The sequence below is a fragment of the Streptomyces sp. NPDC051172 genome (assembly GCF_040682555.1).
Taxonomy (GTDB): domain Bacteria; phylum Actinomycetota; class Actinomycetes; order Streptomycetales; family Streptomycetaceae; genus Streptomyces.
On record NZ_JBFBBE010000003.1, the window covers coordinates 36478 to 50897 of the forward strand.

The 14420-nt window shown below is 70.1% G+C and carries 12 protein-coding genes; 4 read left to right on the forward strand and 8 right to left on the reverse strand.

All coding sequences use genetic code 11. The features are described 5' to 3' along the window. Window positions 1-94: 94 nt before the first annotated feature. The 6 genes from AB0N07_RS02455 to iolC all read right to left on the reverse strand — a co-directional run bounded on the left by AB0N07_RS02455 (window position 95) and on the right by iolC (window position 7934). On the reverse strand, window positions 95-1495 hold the full coding sequence (locus tag AB0N07_RS02455) for an APC family permease (RefSeq protein WP_365831257.1): 1401 nt from the start codon (window positions 1493-1495) through the stop codon (window positions 95-97). A gap of 243 nt (window positions 1496-1738) precedes the next feature. Next, a complete protein-coding gene (gene mmsA / locus AB0N07_RS02460) occupies window positions 1739-3241 on the reverse strand; it encodes a CoA-acylating methylmalonate-semialdehyde dehydrogenase (RefSeq protein ID WP_365831259.1) in 1503 nt (500 codons plus the stop codon). A gap of 14 nt (window positions 3242-3255) precedes the next feature. Beyond that, window positions 3256-5142, reverse strand: coding sequence for a 3D-(3,5/4)-trihydroxycyclohexane-1,2-dione acylhydrolase (decyclizing) (iolD, locus tag AB0N07_RS02465; RefSeq protein ID WP_365831261.1), 1887 nt, complete (start codon window positions 5140-5142; stop codon window positions 3256-3258). Beyond that, the gene (gene iolB / locus AB0N07_RS02470) at window positions 5139-5990 is read right to left on the reverse strand and encodes a 5-deoxy-glucuronate isomerase (RefSeq protein WP_365831263.1); all 852 of its coding nucleotides are present in this window, start codon (window positions 5988-5990) and stop codon (window positions 5139-5141) included. The genes iolD and iolB overlap by 4 nt, the downstream gene beginning before the upstream one ends. A gap of 7 nt (window positions 5991-5997) precedes the next feature. Continuing rightward, complete coding sequence (locus AB0N07_RS02475; RefSeq protein WP_365831505.1) at window positions 5998-6927, reverse strand: deoxyribose-phosphate aldolase; 930 nt, start codon at window positions 6925-6927, stop codon at window positions 5998-6000. 56 nt (window positions 6928-6983) lie between these two features. Next, entirely contained in the window at window positions 6984-7934 is a 951-nt protein-coding gene (iolC, locus tag AB0N07_RS02480; RefSeq protein ID WP_365831265.1) for a 5-dehydro-2-deoxygluconokinase, read from the reverse strand. Window positions 7935-8058: 124 nt separating this feature from the next. Between iolC and AB0N07_RS02485 the strand changes: the two genes are divergently transcribed. From AB0N07_RS02485 to AB0N07_RS02495, 3 genes are all read left to right on the forward strand, one after another. Continuing rightward, the gene (locus AB0N07_RS02485) at window positions 8059-8979 is read left to right on the forward strand and encodes a sugar phosphate isomerase/epimerase (RefSeq protein WP_365831267.1); all 921 of its coding nucleotides are present in this window, start codon (window positions 8059-8061) and stop codon (window positions 8977-8979) included. Window positions 8980-9397: 418 nt separating this feature from the next. Further along, entirely contained in the window at window positions 9398-9622 is a 225-nt protein-coding gene (locus tag AB0N07_RS02490; RefSeq protein ID WP_365831269.1) for a MerR family transcriptional regulator, read from the forward strand. 59 nt (window positions 9623-9681) lie between these two features. Further along, window positions 9682-10254, forward strand: coding sequence for a GNAT family protein (locus AB0N07_RS02495; RefSeq protein WP_365831271.1), 573 nt, complete (start codon window positions 9682-9684; stop codon window positions 10252-10254). Here AB0N07_RS02495 and AB0N07_RS02500 read toward each other — a convergent pair. Both AB0N07_RS02500 and AB0N07_RS02505 read right to left on the reverse strand, forming a co-directional pair. Then, window positions 10235-11275, reverse strand: coding sequence for a zinc-dependent alcohol dehydrogenase family protein (locus AB0N07_RS02500; protein WP_365831273.1), 1041 nt, complete (start codon window positions 11273-11275; stop codon window positions 10235-10237). The two genes, AB0N07_RS02495 and AB0N07_RS02500, sit on opposite strands and share 20 nt — an antisense overlap. After that, a complete protein-coding gene (locus AB0N07_RS02505) occupies window positions 11226-13532 on the reverse strand; it encodes an MMPL family transporter (RefSeq protein WP_365831275.1) in 2307 nt (768 codons plus the stop codon). The genes AB0N07_RS02500 and AB0N07_RS02505 overlap by 50 nt, the downstream gene beginning before the upstream one ends. 131 nt (window positions 13533-13663) lie before the next feature. Here AB0N07_RS02505 and AB0N07_RS02510 point away from each other — a divergent pair, with 131 nt between their 5' ends. Further along, complete coding sequence (locus AB0N07_RS02510; protein WP_365831277.1) at window positions 13664-14335, forward strand: TetR family transcriptional regulator; 672 nt, start codon at window positions 13664-13666, stop codon at window positions 14333-14335. Window positions 14336-14420 lie beyond the last annotated feature (85 nt).

Below are 14420 nucleotides of genomic sequence, written 5' to 3' on the forward strand. Positions count from 1 at the left end.
GACTCGGTCGGTTCCCTGATCTACCGACTGCGCCTTCGTCGTGGCTTGTCGCGCCCACGCGGCGGAGCCGCATATCGATACAGCCCCGCGCCCCTCAAGGGCGCTGGTCCTCCGGGAGTGAGACCAGCCACCGTGTGTCCCTCCGCGGGCGCAGGTAGAAGACCCAGTACAGGGTGGCTACCGCGGTGATGCCGCCCGTCCACAGCAGATAGCTCGTCTCCTGCTGGCTGAGGACGTACGCCAGGACCGCGATCAGGAGGATCGGCATGGCGGGCCACAGGGGCATGCGCCAGGCGGGGGTGTGTTTGTGGGAGCCGCGGCGGGAGAGGAGGGCCGCTACCGCCACCAGGAGGTACATGCCCGTCACCGAGACGCCCGTGACGCCGTACAGGGTGTCCAGGTTCACGAAGCAGAGCAGGGCGCCGGGGACTCCGACGGCGAGGGTGGCGACCCAGGGGGAGCCGAAGCGGCCGAGCTTGGCGAAGACGTTGTTGACCGGCTCCGGCCAGGCCTTGTCGCGGGCCGAGGCGAACAGGACACGGGAGTTCTGGATGACCATGACGATGCCCGCGTTGATGATCGCGAGGGCCACGCAGAGGCTGACGAAGGTGCCGACCGCGGAGTTGGACCAGGCGGTGACCATGGAGCTGATGTCGCCGCCGGTCAGCGTGGAGAGGTCCGAGGCGCCCATGGTGATCGCCACCACCGGGACCAGGATGATCACCGTCGAGATGGCGAGGGTGGCCAGGACCGTGCGGGCGACGTTGCGGCGCGGGTGCTCCAGTTCCTCGGAGAGGTAGACGGCGGTCGAGAAGCCCTGGGTGACGAACAGGGCGATCGCCAGCCCTGACACCACCATCATCGCCGTCACCGTGTCCGTGTGGTGGCCGGAGCCCGCCACCTGCATGGAGACCAGGCTCCCGGCGCCCCGCCGGCTGTGCGCGAAGCCCAGGACCGCCACCACGGCCGCCGCGATGACCTCCAGGACCAGGAAGATGCCGGTGATCCAGGCATTGGCCCGCAGGTCCAGCAGACCGGCGAGTGTCGCCAGGAGCATGACTCCCGCGCCCGCGACCGCCGGGTCCAGATGGACGACCGGTGCCAGGTAGTCCGCCGTGCCCATCGCGATCACCGGCGGGACGATCATGACGACCAGGAGGGAGAGGACGAAGACGAGCCAGCCCACGGGCCGTCCGGCCATCGTCGAGACCATCGCGTACTCGCCGCCCGCGCTGGGGATCAGGGTGCCCAGCTCCGAGTAGCAGAACGCCACGGCGATACAGAGCAGGGAGCCGATGGCGATCGTCAGGGCGGTGGCGGTGCCGAGCGAGCCGAACAGGTCCGGGACGACCACGAAGAGCGTGGAGGCCGGGGTCACGCAGGAGAGGGTGAGGAGAGTGCCGCCGACCACCCCGATGGAGCGTTTGAGGGCCTTGGGGCTGCTGCCCGCCGTCTGTGGGACGGCGGTCTCGGCAGGGCGGAGCATGTCGGTCATACGGCGGATTCCGATCGACTCGTGCGGATGCCTCCGGCGGCTGGGTGGCTGCATGGAACCTCGACGGAAACCGTCGCGTCAATGCCTGGTCACCTACGGAATCCGTAGCCAGATGACCTTACGGATGTTGATTACGACACAACGGGTCGGTCGGTGTGGGCGCTTGTCCCGCTACGGGAATCGCAGCGCGCGCCCGCAAAAAGATGGGGCCGTCCGCATGGCGGACGGCCCCTGACGCCTTCGTCAGTGGTTGCGCGGGAAGCCCAGGTCGACGCCGGAGGGGGCGTCGGCGGGGTCGGGCCAGCGGGTGGTGACGACCTTGCCGCGGGTGTAGAAGTGCGTGCCGTCGTTGCCGTAGATGTGGTGGTCTCCGAAGAGGGAGTCCTTCCAGCCGCCGAAGCTGTGGTAGCCGACGGGGACCGGGATCGGGACGTTCACGCCGACCATGCCGGCCTCGATCTCCAGCTGGAAGCGGCGGGCGGCGCCGCCGTCCCGGGTGAAGATCGCGGTGCCGTTGCCGAACGGCGAGGCGTTGATGAGGGCCACGCCCTCCTCGTAGGTGTCCACGCGCAGGACGCACAGGACCGGGCCGAAGATCTCGTCCTGGTAGGCCTTCGCGGTGGTGGGCACCTTGTCGAGCAGCGAGATGCCGATCCAGTGGCCGCCCTCGAAGCCCTCGACGGTGTAGCCGGTGCCGTCGAGCACGACCTCGGCGCCCTCGGCCGCCGCGCCCGAGACATACGACGCCACCTTGTCGCGGTGCACCTTCGTGATCAGCGGGCCCATCTCGGAGGTCGGGTCGTTGCCGGGGCCGATCTTGATCTTCTCGGCGCGCTCGCGGATCTTCTCCACCAGCTCGTCGCCGATGGAGCCGACCGCGACGACCGCGGAGATGGCCATGCAGCGCTCGCCCGCGGAGCCGTAGGCGGCCGAGACGGCGGCGTCGGCGGCCGCGTCCAGGTCGGCGTCCGGCAGGACCAGCATGTGGTTCTTGGCGCCGCCCAGCGCCTGCACGCGCTTGTGGTTCGCGGCGGCGGTGGTGTGGATGTAGCGGGCGATCGGGGTGGAGCCGACGAACGACACCGCCTTGACGTCCGGGTGCTCCAGGAGGCGGTCGACGGCCACCTTGTCGCCGTGGACGACGTTGAAGACGCCGTCCGGCAGACCGGCCTCGGCCAGCAGCTCGGCGATCTTGACGGAGGCCGAGGGGTCCTTCTCGGACGGCTTGAGCACGAAGGTGTTGCCGGTCGCGATGGCGATCGGGAACATCCACATCGGGACCATCGCGGGGAAGTTGAACGGCGTGATGCCGGCGACGACGCCGAGCGGCTGACGGATGGACGAGACGTCCACGCGGCTGGCCACCTCGGTCGACAGCTCGCCCTTCAACTGCACGGTGATCCCGCACGCCAGGTCGACGATCTCCAGACCGCGGGCCACCTCGCCGAGCGCGTCGGAGTGGACCTTGCCGTGCTCGGCGGTGATCAGCTCGGCGATGGCGTCGCGGTTCGCCTCCAGCAGCGCCCGGAACCTGAACAGGATCGAGGTCCGCTTGGCGAGCGAGGAGGTGCCCCAGGTCGCGAACGCGTCCTTGGCCGCCGCCACCGCCGCGTCGACCTCGTCGACCGAAGCGAACGCGACCTTCGTGGTGACCGCGCCGGTCGCAGGGTCGGTGACCGGCCCGTACGTGCCCGACGCGCCTTCGACGGTCTTGCCGCCGATCCAGTGGTTGACGATCTTCGTCATGCCCAGTTGCTCCTTCACAGATGGCGGCGTCGGGTCGAGACGTGCCGTTCGTACAGCTCGCGGGCCTTCACCGCCGACGGTCGGGTCGCGGTCTCGGCCACAGGTACATCCCACCAGGCCTGCGCCGGGGGCGGGCCCGACACAGTGTCGGCCGTTTCGGTCTCGACGTAGACACATGTGGGTGTGTCGGCGGCGCGCGCCTCGGCGAGCGCCGTCCGCAGGTCCGCCACGGTCTTCGCGCGCAGCACGCGCATGCCCAGGCTGGCGGCGTTGGCGGCGAGATCCACGGGCAGCGGCGCCCCCGTGTACGTACCGTCGTCCGACTGGAAGCGGTACGCGGTGCCGAACCGCTCGCCGCCCACCGACTCGGACAGGCCGCCGATGGACGCGTACCCGTGGTTCTGGATCAGGAGAACCTTGATCGCGACGCCCTCCTGTACGGCGGTCACGATCTCCGTGGGCATCATCAGGTACGTGCCGTCGCCGACCAGCGCCCACACGGGCCGGTCCGGGGCGGCCAGCTTCACACCGATCGCGGCCGGTATCTCGTAGCCCATGCAGGAGTAGCCGTACTCCAGGTGGTACTGGTCCCGCGACCGCGCCCGCCACAGTTTGTGCAGGTCGCCGGGGAGGGAACCGGCTGCGTTGATGATCACGTCCGACTCGTCCACCAGCGCGTCCAGGGCGCCGAGGACCTGCGGCTGCGTCGGGCGTACGTCCGGCTCGTCGGCCTCGTAGCAGGCGTCGACGCGCTGCTCCCAGCGCTCCTTGTCCTCGGTGTACTCGGTGACGTAGGAGTCCGCGACCTCGTACGCATGCAGGTCGAGGGCCGCGGTCAGCTCCTGGAGGCCGCTGCGGGCGTCCGCGATCAGGGGCAGGCCGCTGAGCTTGTGGCCGTCGAAGGGCGCGATGTTGAGGTTGAGGAAGCGCACACCCTCGACGGTGAAGAGGGTGCCGGAGGCCGTGGTGAAGTCGGTGTACCTGGTCCCCACGCCGATCACCAGGTCGGCGGTGCGGGCGAGTTCGTTGGCGGTCGCCGTGCCGGTGTGGCCGATCCCGCCGACGTCCTGCGGGTGGTCGTGGCGCAGCGAGCCCTTGCCGGCCTGGGTGGAGGCGACCGGTATGCCGGTGGTACCGGCGAACTCGGCGAGGGACTCCTCGGCTCGGCTGTGGTGGACGCCGCCGCCGGCGATGACGAGCGGCCTGCGCGCGGACCTGATCGCCCGTACCGCCTCGGCGAGTTCGGCCGGGTCTGCGCCCGGGCGTCGTACGACCCAGGTGCGCTCGGCGAAGAACTCGTTCGGCCAGTCGTGGGCCTCCGCCTGGACGTCCTGCGGGAGCGCCAGGGTCACGGCGCCGGTCTCGACGGGGTCGGTCAGCACGCGCATGGCGTTCAGGGCCGACGGGATCAGGGCTTCCGGCCGGGTGATGCGGTCGAAGTACCTCGACACCGGGCGCAGGCTGTCGTTGACCGAGACATCGCCGGCGTACGGGACTTCGAGCTGCTGGAGCACCGGGTCGGCGGGGCGGGTGGCGAAGACGTCACCGGGCAGGAGCAGCACCGGGAGGTGGTTGACCGTGGCGAGCGCGGCGCCCGTGACGAGGTTGGTGGCGCCCGGACCGATGGAGGTCGTCACCGCGTGCGTGGACAGGCGGTTCGACTGACGCGCGTATCCGACCGCCGCGTGCACCATGGCCTGTTCGTTGCGGCCCTGGTGGTACGGCATGTCGTCGGCGTACTCGACGAGTGCCTGGCCGATCCCCGCCACGTTGCCGTGGCCGAAGATGCCCCAGGTGGCGCCGATCAGCCGCTGCCGGACGCCGTCGCGCTCGGTGTACTGGGCCGACAGGAAGCGGACGAGTGCCTGCGCGACCGTGAGCCTCGTCGTTGAGGACGTCATCGGTAACCCTCCGTGTGTTCCGGATGGAAGCAGATCCGCCACTCCCTGGTCTGACCCGGTCCCGCCATGACGTTGAGGTAGTACATGTCGTGGTCGGGCTGGGCGATGGACGGGCCGTGCCATCCGTCGGGGACGAGGACGGCATCGCCGGATCGGACCTCCGCGAGGACGTCCGATCCGCCCTCACGGGAGGGAGATACGCGCTGATAGCCGAAACCGTTCGGCCCGTCGATCTCGAAGTAGTAGATCTCCTCCAGCTCCGCCTCCACACCCGGCCGGTGCTCGTCGTGCTTGTGCGGCGGGTACGAGGACCAGTTGCCGCCGGGGGTGATGACCTCGACGGCGATGAGCTTGTCGCAGTCGAAACCCTGTCCATCAGCGCCTTCGGCGCGGGCAGCGGAGGCGAAGTTGCGGACGTGCCGCAGCCGGTTGCCGCTGCCGCGCTCTTCGACGGGGACCTCCGGCGCGGGGCCGTAGCGGGCGGGGAGTTGTCGCTCGCACTTCGCTCCTGCCAGGGCGAAGCGGCCTCCCGCGCCGGAGGCGATCTGGACCCGGGCGTCACGGGGTGCGTACGCGAAGTCGGAGACCGACGCGAACACGCTCTCCCTGCCCAGGAGTTGGAACTCTTCGTCGCTTGTGCCGTCGGCTGTGCGCACGGTACATCCGCCCTGCAGCGGAAGCACGATCCACTCACTGTCGCCGGTGGTGAAGGTGTGTGTACCACCCGGCTCCAGCTCGACGATCCGCAGGCTGCAGTACTCCCAGCCGGCCCGCTTGGGGTCGATGTCGAGCGCGTAATTGGCGTCCGCGGTGGTGCCCCGCGCGACGTACAGCTCCTTGCTGCTCATGCGGTCCTCACAGCAGTCCTACGGCGGTGTCCACGGCGGCGGCCACATCGCCGTCCGCCGGGTACAGCAGCGAACGGCCGACCACCAGGCCGCGCACGGTGGGAAGTTGGAGGGCGCCGCGCCACTTCTCGTACGCGCCGGCTTGTTCCTCTGCGGAGCCGCCGACCTCGCCGCCGAGCAGGACGGCAGGCAGCGTGGAGGTCTCCATGACCTCGGCCATGTCGTCCGGGTTCTCGGTGACCGGCAACTTCAGCCAGGTGTAGGCCGACGTGCCGCCCAGGCCCGAGGCGATGGCGATGGACTTGGTGACGGCCTCGGCGGACAGGTCGTTCTTCAGCCGGCCGTCGTCCGTGCGGCGGCTGAGGAACGGCTCGACGAAGACGGGGAGTCCGCGCGCGGCCATGTCGTCGATGGCGCGGGCGGTGGACTCCAGGGTGGTGAGGGAGCCCGGGTCGCCGTAGTCGATGCGCAGGAGCAGCTTGCCGGCATCGAAGCCGAGCCGCTCGATGTCCTCGGCGCGATGGCCGGTGAAACGGTCGTCGAGTTCGAAGCTGGCGCCCTGGAGGCCGCCGCGGTTCATCGAGCCCATGACGACCTTGCCGTCGAGGGCACCGAGGAGCAGCAGGTCGTCCAGGATGTCGGCGGTGGCGAGGACGCCGTCGACACCGGGCCGGGAGAGCGCGAGGCAGAGGCGCTCCAGCAGGTCGGCGCGGTTGGCCATGGCGAACCTGCGGTCACCGACACCGAGCGCGCCACGGGCCGGGTGGTCAGCTGCGACGATCATCAGCCGGCCGGAGTCGCCGAGCAGCGGCCTGCGGGTGCGCCGGGCGGCGGCCTCCGCTATCGCCTCGGGGCGGTGGGCACGGATGCGGACGAGTTCGCCGACGTCCACGGCCGGGGGCGCGGAAGCGGACTCGCTCCTCGGAACCACGGTCATGCCCTGGCAGCCCGTGTCATACGTCTCGTCCGCGTCCGTGCGGCGCCGGCGCGTGCTCACAGCACCGCTCCGGCCTTGAGGGCGGCCTCGATCTCGTCCGGCGTCGGCATGGCGGAGGAGCACTCCAGGCGGGAGGCGACGATCGCGCCGGCCGCGTTGGCGTGCCGCATGGTCGTCTCCAGGTCCCGGCCCTCCAGCAGGCCGTGGCAGAGGGAACCGCCGAAGGCGTCGCCGGCACCGAGGCCGTTGAGGACGTTCACCGGGAGCGGCGGGACCTCGGCGGACTCGCCCATGCTGTTGACGGCGAGGACGCCCTTGGGGCCCTGCTTGACGACGGCGAGTTCGACACCCGCGTCCAGCAGTGCCTGGGCGGCGGCCTGCGGTTCACGCACTCCGGTGGCGACCTCCACCTCGTCGAGGTTGCCGACCGCGACGGTGGTGTGGCGCAGGGCCTCCTTGTAGAAGGGGCGGGCGGCGGCGGGGTCGTTCCAGAACATGGGGCGCCAGTCGAGGTCGAAGACCGTCGTACCGGCCTTCCCGCGGTGGGCGAGGGCCGCCAGCGTCGCCGTACGGCTGGGTTCCTCGCTCAGACCGGTGCCGGTGACCCAGAAGATACGGGCCTCCCGGATGGCGTCGAGATCGAGCTCGTGTGCGTCTATCTCCAGGTCCGGGGCCTTGGGCTGCCGGTAGAAGTACAGCGGGAAGTCGTCCGGCGGGAAGATCTCGCAGAAGGTGACCGGAGTGGGCAGACCCTGCACCGGCGTGACCCAGCGGTCGTCGACGCCGAAGCCCTGCAGAGCCTCGTGCAGATAGGTGCCGAAGGGGTCGTCGCCGGTGCGCGTGATCACCGCCGTACGGCGTCCGAGGCGGGCCGCGGCCACCGCGACGTTCGTCGCCGAGCCGCCGAGGAACTTGCCGAAGCTCGTCACCTGCGGCAGCGGGACACCGGTCTGGAGCGGATACAGGTCCACTCCGATCCGCCCCATGGTGATCAGGTCGTACGCCATCGACTTCCCTTCGTTACGGCTCTCCCCGCGTTTCTAGCCCCGCATGCGTAGCCCTGTCAATGTTTTGTCCAGACATTCGGACGAGACCTTGACAGCGCTTACCGTCGCACCGAAGCTGACCGGTATGACGTCGTTGTCACCCTCTTCTTCCTCACTGTCCCGCATCCGGATCGGGTCGGCTCCCGACTCCTGGGGTGTGTGGTTCCCCGACGACCCGCAGCAGGTTCCCTGGCGGCGCTTCCTCGACGAGGTCGCGCAGTCCGGCTACGAGTGGATCGAGCTGGGCCCGTACGGATACCTGCCGACCGATCCGGCCGTTCTCACCGAGGAGACCTCCCGGCGCGGCCTGAAGGTGTCGGCGGGGACCGTGTTCACGGGCCTGCACCACGGTGAGGCGGTGTGGGAGAAGACCTGGGCGCATGTCGCGGACAACGCGGTGCTCGCGCAGGCCATGGGGGCGTCCCATCTGGTGGTCATTCCGTCCTTCTGGCGGGACGACAAGACCGGTGAGGTGCTGGAGCCGGACACGCTGACGGCCGAGCAGTGGCGCAATCTGACCTCGCTGACCGAGCGGCTCGGGCGGGAGGTGAAGGAGCGGTACGGGCTGCAGATCGTCGTCCATCCGCACGCCGACACGCACATCGACAGCGAGGAGAACGTCGTCCGGTTCCTGGACGGGACGGACTCCGGTCTGGTGTCGCTGTGCCTGGACACGGGGCACTACGCGTACTGCGGTGGGGACAGCGTCAAGCTGATCGAGACATACGGGGAGCGGATCGGGTATCTGCATCTGAAGCAGGTGGACCCGGAGATCCTTGCTGACGTCCGGGCCAACCAGGTGCCGTTCGGACCGGCGGTGGCGCGGGGTGTGATGTGCGAGCCGCCGACGGGGGTGCCGGCGCTGGGGCCTGTGCTGGAGGCTGCACAGAAGCTGGATGTGGATCTGTTCGCGATTGTCGAGCAGGACATGTATCCGTGTGAGCCGGACAAGCCGTTGCCCATTGCTCAGCGGACTCGGGCGTTTCTTCGGTCGTGCGGGGCGTAGCAGTCGCCTGCTGATGTGTCGTGCGGGCCCGGTCGTTGCTGGAGAACCGGCAGGGTCCGGTGAATGCACGCTGGTCGTCCGGCCGGTGATCCTCGGGGGATCACCGGCTCCGACGGCACCCGCCAGGGGGAACCGGGGGCCGGGCCCGGCGCAGCGGGGCCGGGCCAACTCGCCGTTGTCAACGCACCACGCGTCTGAGCCGGGCCGCGCGTCTGCTGCGCTCGTGTCACAAACACCCCTTCCCTGTCACGGGTGTCGCAGGTGAGCGAGGCTTGTGTCACACCCGTCCCACAGGCCCTGCCCTCCCCTCACGCTCCGTCGTTGACCGGGCACAGATCTGTGATCGCCAGCGCAGCGCCCGGTTCCCCCGTCGGCCGCCCCCGGCCGCCCCCGCGGTGCGCGCGGGGAGGTGCTACCCATGACCGACCGAAGGCTCTGGTCGTACAAAGAGATCGCGGCGCACATCAAGGTGCAGCCGGACACCGTGCGGTCCTACCGCAAACACGGGCTGCTGCCGCCGCCCGACCACGTCGAGGGCGGCAAGCCCTTCTGGTACGCGGACACCGTCCGGGCCTGGGTCGCCTCCAGGCCCGGAAACCGCGGCCGCAGAGACGACGAGACCCCCGACCACCCGTTCTCCTGACCTCCTGAGCTGCCGAAAAGGACCTGTGCCCCACCTGACCAGTGGGGCACAGTCGTCTCATGAGCGACTTCTCCGTGAAACCCGTACTGACCGGCGAGAAGACCGTCCTGCGGCCCTTCACCGCGGCCGACGCCGAGGTGATGTGGGAGATCATCGAGGACCCCGAGGTCATCCGCTTCACCTATGAGCCGTCGACCGAGCTCAGCCCGGATCGCCTGCGGTCCTGGTACGGCTCCCGGGCCACCGTCCCCGACCGGCTCGACCTCGCCGTCACCGACCGGGACAGCGGCGAACTTCTCGGCGAGGTCGTCCTGTACGACTGGGATCCGGCGGCGCGCGGTTGCACGTTCCGCACCCTCATCGGACCGCGGGGGCGTGGGCGCGGCATCGGCACCGAGGCCACCCGGCTCATCGTCGGATACGGCTTCGAGCAACTCGGCCTCCACTGGATCCAGCTGGAGGCCTACGGCCACAACCGGCGCGCCCTGCGGGTCTACGAGAAGGTCGGGTTCGTCGTCGAGGGCGTGCGGCGGGAGGTGCAGCTACGGCACGGGGAGTGGGCCGACGAGGTGCTGATGTCGATCCTCGACCGGGAGTGGGCCGCCCGCTCGTTCAACTCCACGGCTCGATGACCGTCACCCCTGCTCCCGGCGCCGTTCCCATCGCCGCCAGCGCATCGGGGGTCGCATCCAAGGTGATCGTGGACGTGACCAGCAGGTCGGGGCGGAGCACGCCTGCTCCGACCAGCTCCAGCATCGGCGGGTAGGTGTGCGCCGCCATGCCGTGGCTGCCGATGAGTTCGAGCTCCAGGGCGATCGCTCGGGCCATCGGGACGGGGGTCGTACCGGTGGTGGACGGGAGCAGGCCCACCTGGACGTGGCGTCCGCGGCGGCGCAGGCCGTTCACCGAGGCGGCGCAGGTGGCGGGTGAGCCGAGGGCGTCGAGGGACAGCTGGGCGCCGCCGGTCAGCTCGCGGATCGCCGCGGCCGTGTCCGGTGTCCGTGTCGCGTCCACACACTCCGTGGCGCCGAACTTCCGCGCCAGGTCCAGTGCCTGAGGCGATACGTCCACAGCGATCACCCGCGCCCCCGATGCCGCCGCGATCATCACCGCGGACAGGCCCACACCCCCGCAGCCGTGCACCGCGACCCACTCCCCCGCCGCCACCCGGCCCTGCTGCACGACCGCGCGGAACGCCGTGGCGAACCGGCAGCCCAGCGCTGCCGCTGTGGAGAACGACAGGCCCTCCGGGACGGCCACCAGGTTCACGTCCGCGTGGTCCAGCGCCACGTACTGGGCGAAGGAGCCCCAGTGCGTGAAGCCGGGCTGGGTCTGGCGTTCGCAGACCTGCTGGTCGCCCGCGGCGCATGCCGCGCAACTTCCGCAGGCGCACACGAACGGTACGGTGACGCGGTCGCCGGGGCGCCAGGCGGTCACTCGGGCGCCGACTGCCTCGATGACACCCGCGAGTTCATGGCCCGGTACGTGCGGCAGCGTGATGTCCGGGTCGTGGCCCTGCCAGCCGTGCCAGTCGCTTCGGCAGAGGCCGGTGGCCTCGACCCGTACGACCACTCCGTGGTCGGCGGGGCGGGGGTCGGGTACCTCACTTACGTCGGGCCGGCTCCCGTACTTCTCGAATACCACTGCCCGCATCTGCGCTCCCATCGCCGTTTGTCTCTGCGGGTACATCGTGGCTGGTCGCGCCCCGCGGCGGAGCCGCACATCGAGGCAGCCCCGCGCCCCTGACGGGGCGCTCGTCCTGCCCCTCGCTCAAGCCGAACCGCTCGTGGAAGCGTCGCAACGGCCCCGGCGCCCACCAAGTCGCCCGCCCCGTCAGCCTCATCACCGCCGGTACCAACAGGCTCCGTACGATCATCGCGTCCATCAGTACCGCCAGGGCGATGCCCAGGCCGAGCATCTTGGTGTTGGTGACCCGGGAGGTGCCGATGGCGACCATCACCACTGCCAGGATCACCGCCGCCGCTGTGATCAGGCCACCCGTGCGCTGCAGGCCGTGGCGGACCGCCTCGTTGTGGTCGCCCGTTCTGTCGTACTCCTCCTTGATGCGGGAGAGCAGGAACACGCCGTAGTCCATGGAGAGGCCGAAGGCCACGCAGAACATCAGGACCGGCAGGGTGGTCTCTATGGAGCCGGGGCTGGTGAAGCCGAGCAGGCCGGACAGGTGGCCGTCCTGGAAGACCCAGACCACCGCGCCGAACATGGCGGTCAGGCTGAGCGCGTTGAGCACCACGGCCTGGATCGGTATCAGCACGCTGCCGGTCAGCAGGAAGACCAGGAGCAGGGTGACGATCGCGATGAAGGCGGCCGCCCAGGGCAGGCGCTCGGCTATCGCGTGCTTGGAGTCGACCAGGACGGCCGCCGTACCGGTCACCTTGGTGTCGAAGGGGGCGCGGGCCGTGCGCAGTTCACCCACCAGGCGTTGGGCCGCGTCGTCCACGGCCTCACCCTTCGGCAGCACGGTGAAGTACGCCGACTGCCCCTTCACCAGCGGGCCGTCGACCCTCAGCACGCCGGGCAGCTCAGCTATGCGGTCCTTGTACGCGGTGTACTGGGCGGGGGTCGAGCTGCCCTCGGCGAGCACCTCCAGGCCGCCGCCGGGGCTGCCCGGGAAGCCGTCGCGGATGTGCTGCTGGACCACGTGGGACTCTGCGGTCGAGGGGAGCTGGCGGTCGTCCGCTGTGCCGAACTTCACGCCCAGGAAGGGCAGTCCGAGGACGATCAGGACCGTGGTGGTCGCCACGGCGAAGAGCGGGGCCCGGCGCATCACGAGGGTCGCCATGCGCGCCCAGGCCGTGCCTTCCTCGCCGGAGGCCTTCGGTGCCCGTCCGCGTCGGAACAGGCGGCGCAGATCCAGGGAGTTGACCCGGTGTCCGAGCAGTACCAGGGCTGCCGGGAGCAGGATCAGCGCGGTCGCGGCGGCCAGCAGGACCACCGCTATGCCGGCGTATGCGAAGGAGCGCAGGAAGTACTGCGGGAAGAGCAGCATCGCCGCGAGGGAGACCGCGACCGTGAGGGAGGAGAAGACGACTGTGCGGCCGGCTGTGCGCAGGGTGGTGCCCACGGCCGTCAACGGGTCGGCGCCCGTGGACAGTTCCTCACGGAAGCGGCGGACGATGAACAATGCGTAGTCGATGGCCAGTCCCAGGCCCAGGGCCGTGGTGAGGTTCATCGCGAAGACCGAGACGTCGGTGAACTCGGTCAGGCCGCGCAGCACCGCGTTCGTGCCGAGGATCGCGACGATGCCGATGCCCAGCGGCAGCAGGGCGGCGATCGCCGACCCGAAGACCATCACCAGCAGTACGAGCGTCACCGGCAGGGCGATCATCTCGGCGCGGGTCAGGTCCTCCTTGATGATCGTCTGCATTTCGTGCCGCACCGCAACAGGCCCGCCGACCTTCACCTGCACCGGGCCGTGTGTGCCGCGGTAGTAAGGCGCGATGCGGTCCAGGGTGTCGCCCATCGCCTTCTCGTCGCCTGTGATGTGCGCGGCGATCAGCGCCTCATGGCCGTCCTTGGCCCGGAGGGCCGGCGATGTGGACTGCCAGTAGGAGCCGACACCTATGACGCCCTTCTCACCGGCCAGGCGCGCGGTGAGGCGCCGGGCCTGGGCTGCGACTGCCGGATCGTCCACCGAGGAGCGGCCCGCGTCGACGAGCAGCAGCAGGTTGGGCTGGGAGTCCGGGAACTCGCGCTCCAGTGCCTTGGTCGCGTACGTCGACTGGGCGGCCGGGTCCTCCCAGCCGCCGCTGCCGAGGCGGTCGGCGACTCCGCTGCCGGCCAGCACGGCGAGCGCGGTGATGACCAGGGCCACCAACAGCGACAGCCGCGGGCGGGCGGTCACGAAGCGGGTCCAGCCCCCGGGGCGCGGTGGTTTGTTGACTTCGGCCATCGTGCGGTGTCCCCTTCACCGTGGAAACCATAAACTGGCAAACACGAGACAGCGCTCGCGTTTCAACTGGACCCAGAATGCGAGCGACCGCTCGTGTTTGTCAATCGCGTTCGGAGAACTGGGGATAACGCGTGCCCGAGAACTCACAGAAGGAACAGCCACGCCGCCGCCAGGCCCGCGGCGAGCGCCGCATCGCCCAGCTCCTGGCGGCCGCCGCCTCGGTCTTCTGCACCACCGGCTACACGGCCGCCAGCACCAACGCCATCGCCCGCGAGGCCGGCGTCTCGCCGGGCACGCTGTACCAGTTCTTCCCGAACAAGGAAGCGATCGCGATCGAGCTGGGCGACCGGCTGATGCACGAGATGCGGGAGACATACGGCGAGGCGCTCGCACCGGTCGACCCTGCGACCCCGCTGCAGGAGGCGGTCGGCGCCGCCGTGGACCGGTTCATCGCCTTCAACTGCGACCACCCGGTCTTCTTCGCGCTGATGCACGGCCCCGACATCCCGGGCCGGATCGCCGAGGAGCACGACGCCTTGCACGCGACTCTGGTCTCCCGGATCGAGGCCCTGTTGTCCTCACTGCTGCCGGACGCGCCCCCGGCCGACGTCACCCGCACCGCACATGTCTGCCTCGGCATGTACAAGGCGGGCCTGGAGCTGGTGCTCGCCCACGAGGGCGCCGAGCGCGACGCGTACACCCAGGAGATCAAGAACGTCCTGATCCGCTATCTGGAGCCCCTGGTCGGCGACCGGCTGGGCACCCGGGAGGACACAGGTGCCGCCGCGACTCGCACGGCCTGAGTGCCGCACCCCTCCTTGGACAGGTACCCCCTAGGGGTATACTGTGAGAAGTGGAGGGCCTCCCGTGGGCCCCCGCAGCCCCACA

Excerpts from the sequence above, each read along its gene's own strand:
- AB0N07_RS02455 (WP_365831257.1), bottom strand. The coding sequence starts at position 1,495 with ATGACCGACATGCTCCGCCCTGCCGAGACCGCCGTCCCACAGACGGCG.
- mmsA (WP_365831259.1), bottom strand. The coding sequence starts at position 3,241 with ATGACGAAGATCGTCAACCACTGGATCGGCGGCAAGACCGTCGAAGGC.
- iolD (WP_365831261.1), bottom strand. The coding sequence starts at position 5,142 with ATGACGTCCTCAACGACGAGGCTCACGGTCGCGCAGGCACTCGTCCGC.
- iolB (WP_365831263.1), bottom strand. The coding sequence starts at position 5,990 with ATGAGCAGCAAGGAGCTGTACGTCGCGCGGGGCACCACCGCGGACGCC.
- AB0N07_RS02475 (WP_365831505.1), bottom strand. The coding sequence starts at position 6,927 with ATGACCGTGGTTCCGAGGAGCGAGTCCGCTTCCGCGCCCCCGGCCGTG.
- iolC (WP_365831265.1), bottom strand. The coding sequence starts at position 7,934 with ATGGCGTACGACCTGATCACCATGGGGCGGATCGGAGTGGACCTGTAT.
- AB0N07_RS02485 (WP_365831267.1), top strand. The coding sequence starts at position 8,059 with ATGACGTCGTTGTCACCCTCTTCTTCCTCACTGTCCCGCATCCGGATC.
- AB0N07_RS02490 (WP_365831269.1), top strand. The coding sequence starts at position 9,398 with ATGACCGACCGAAGGCTCTGGTCGTACAAAGAGATCGCGGCGCACATC.
- AB0N07_RS02495 (WP_365831271.1), top strand. The coding sequence starts at position 9,682 with ATGAGCGACTTCTCCGTGAAACCCGTACTGACCGGCGAGAAGACCGTC.
- AB0N07_RS02500 (WP_365831273.1), bottom strand. The coding sequence starts at position 11,275 with ATGCGGGCAGTGGTATTCGAGAAGTACGGGAGCCGGCCCGACGTAAGT.
- AB0N07_RS02505 (WP_365831275.1), bottom strand. The coding sequence starts at position 13,532 with ATGGCCGAAGTCAACAAACCACCGCGCCCCGGGGGCTGGACCCGCTTC.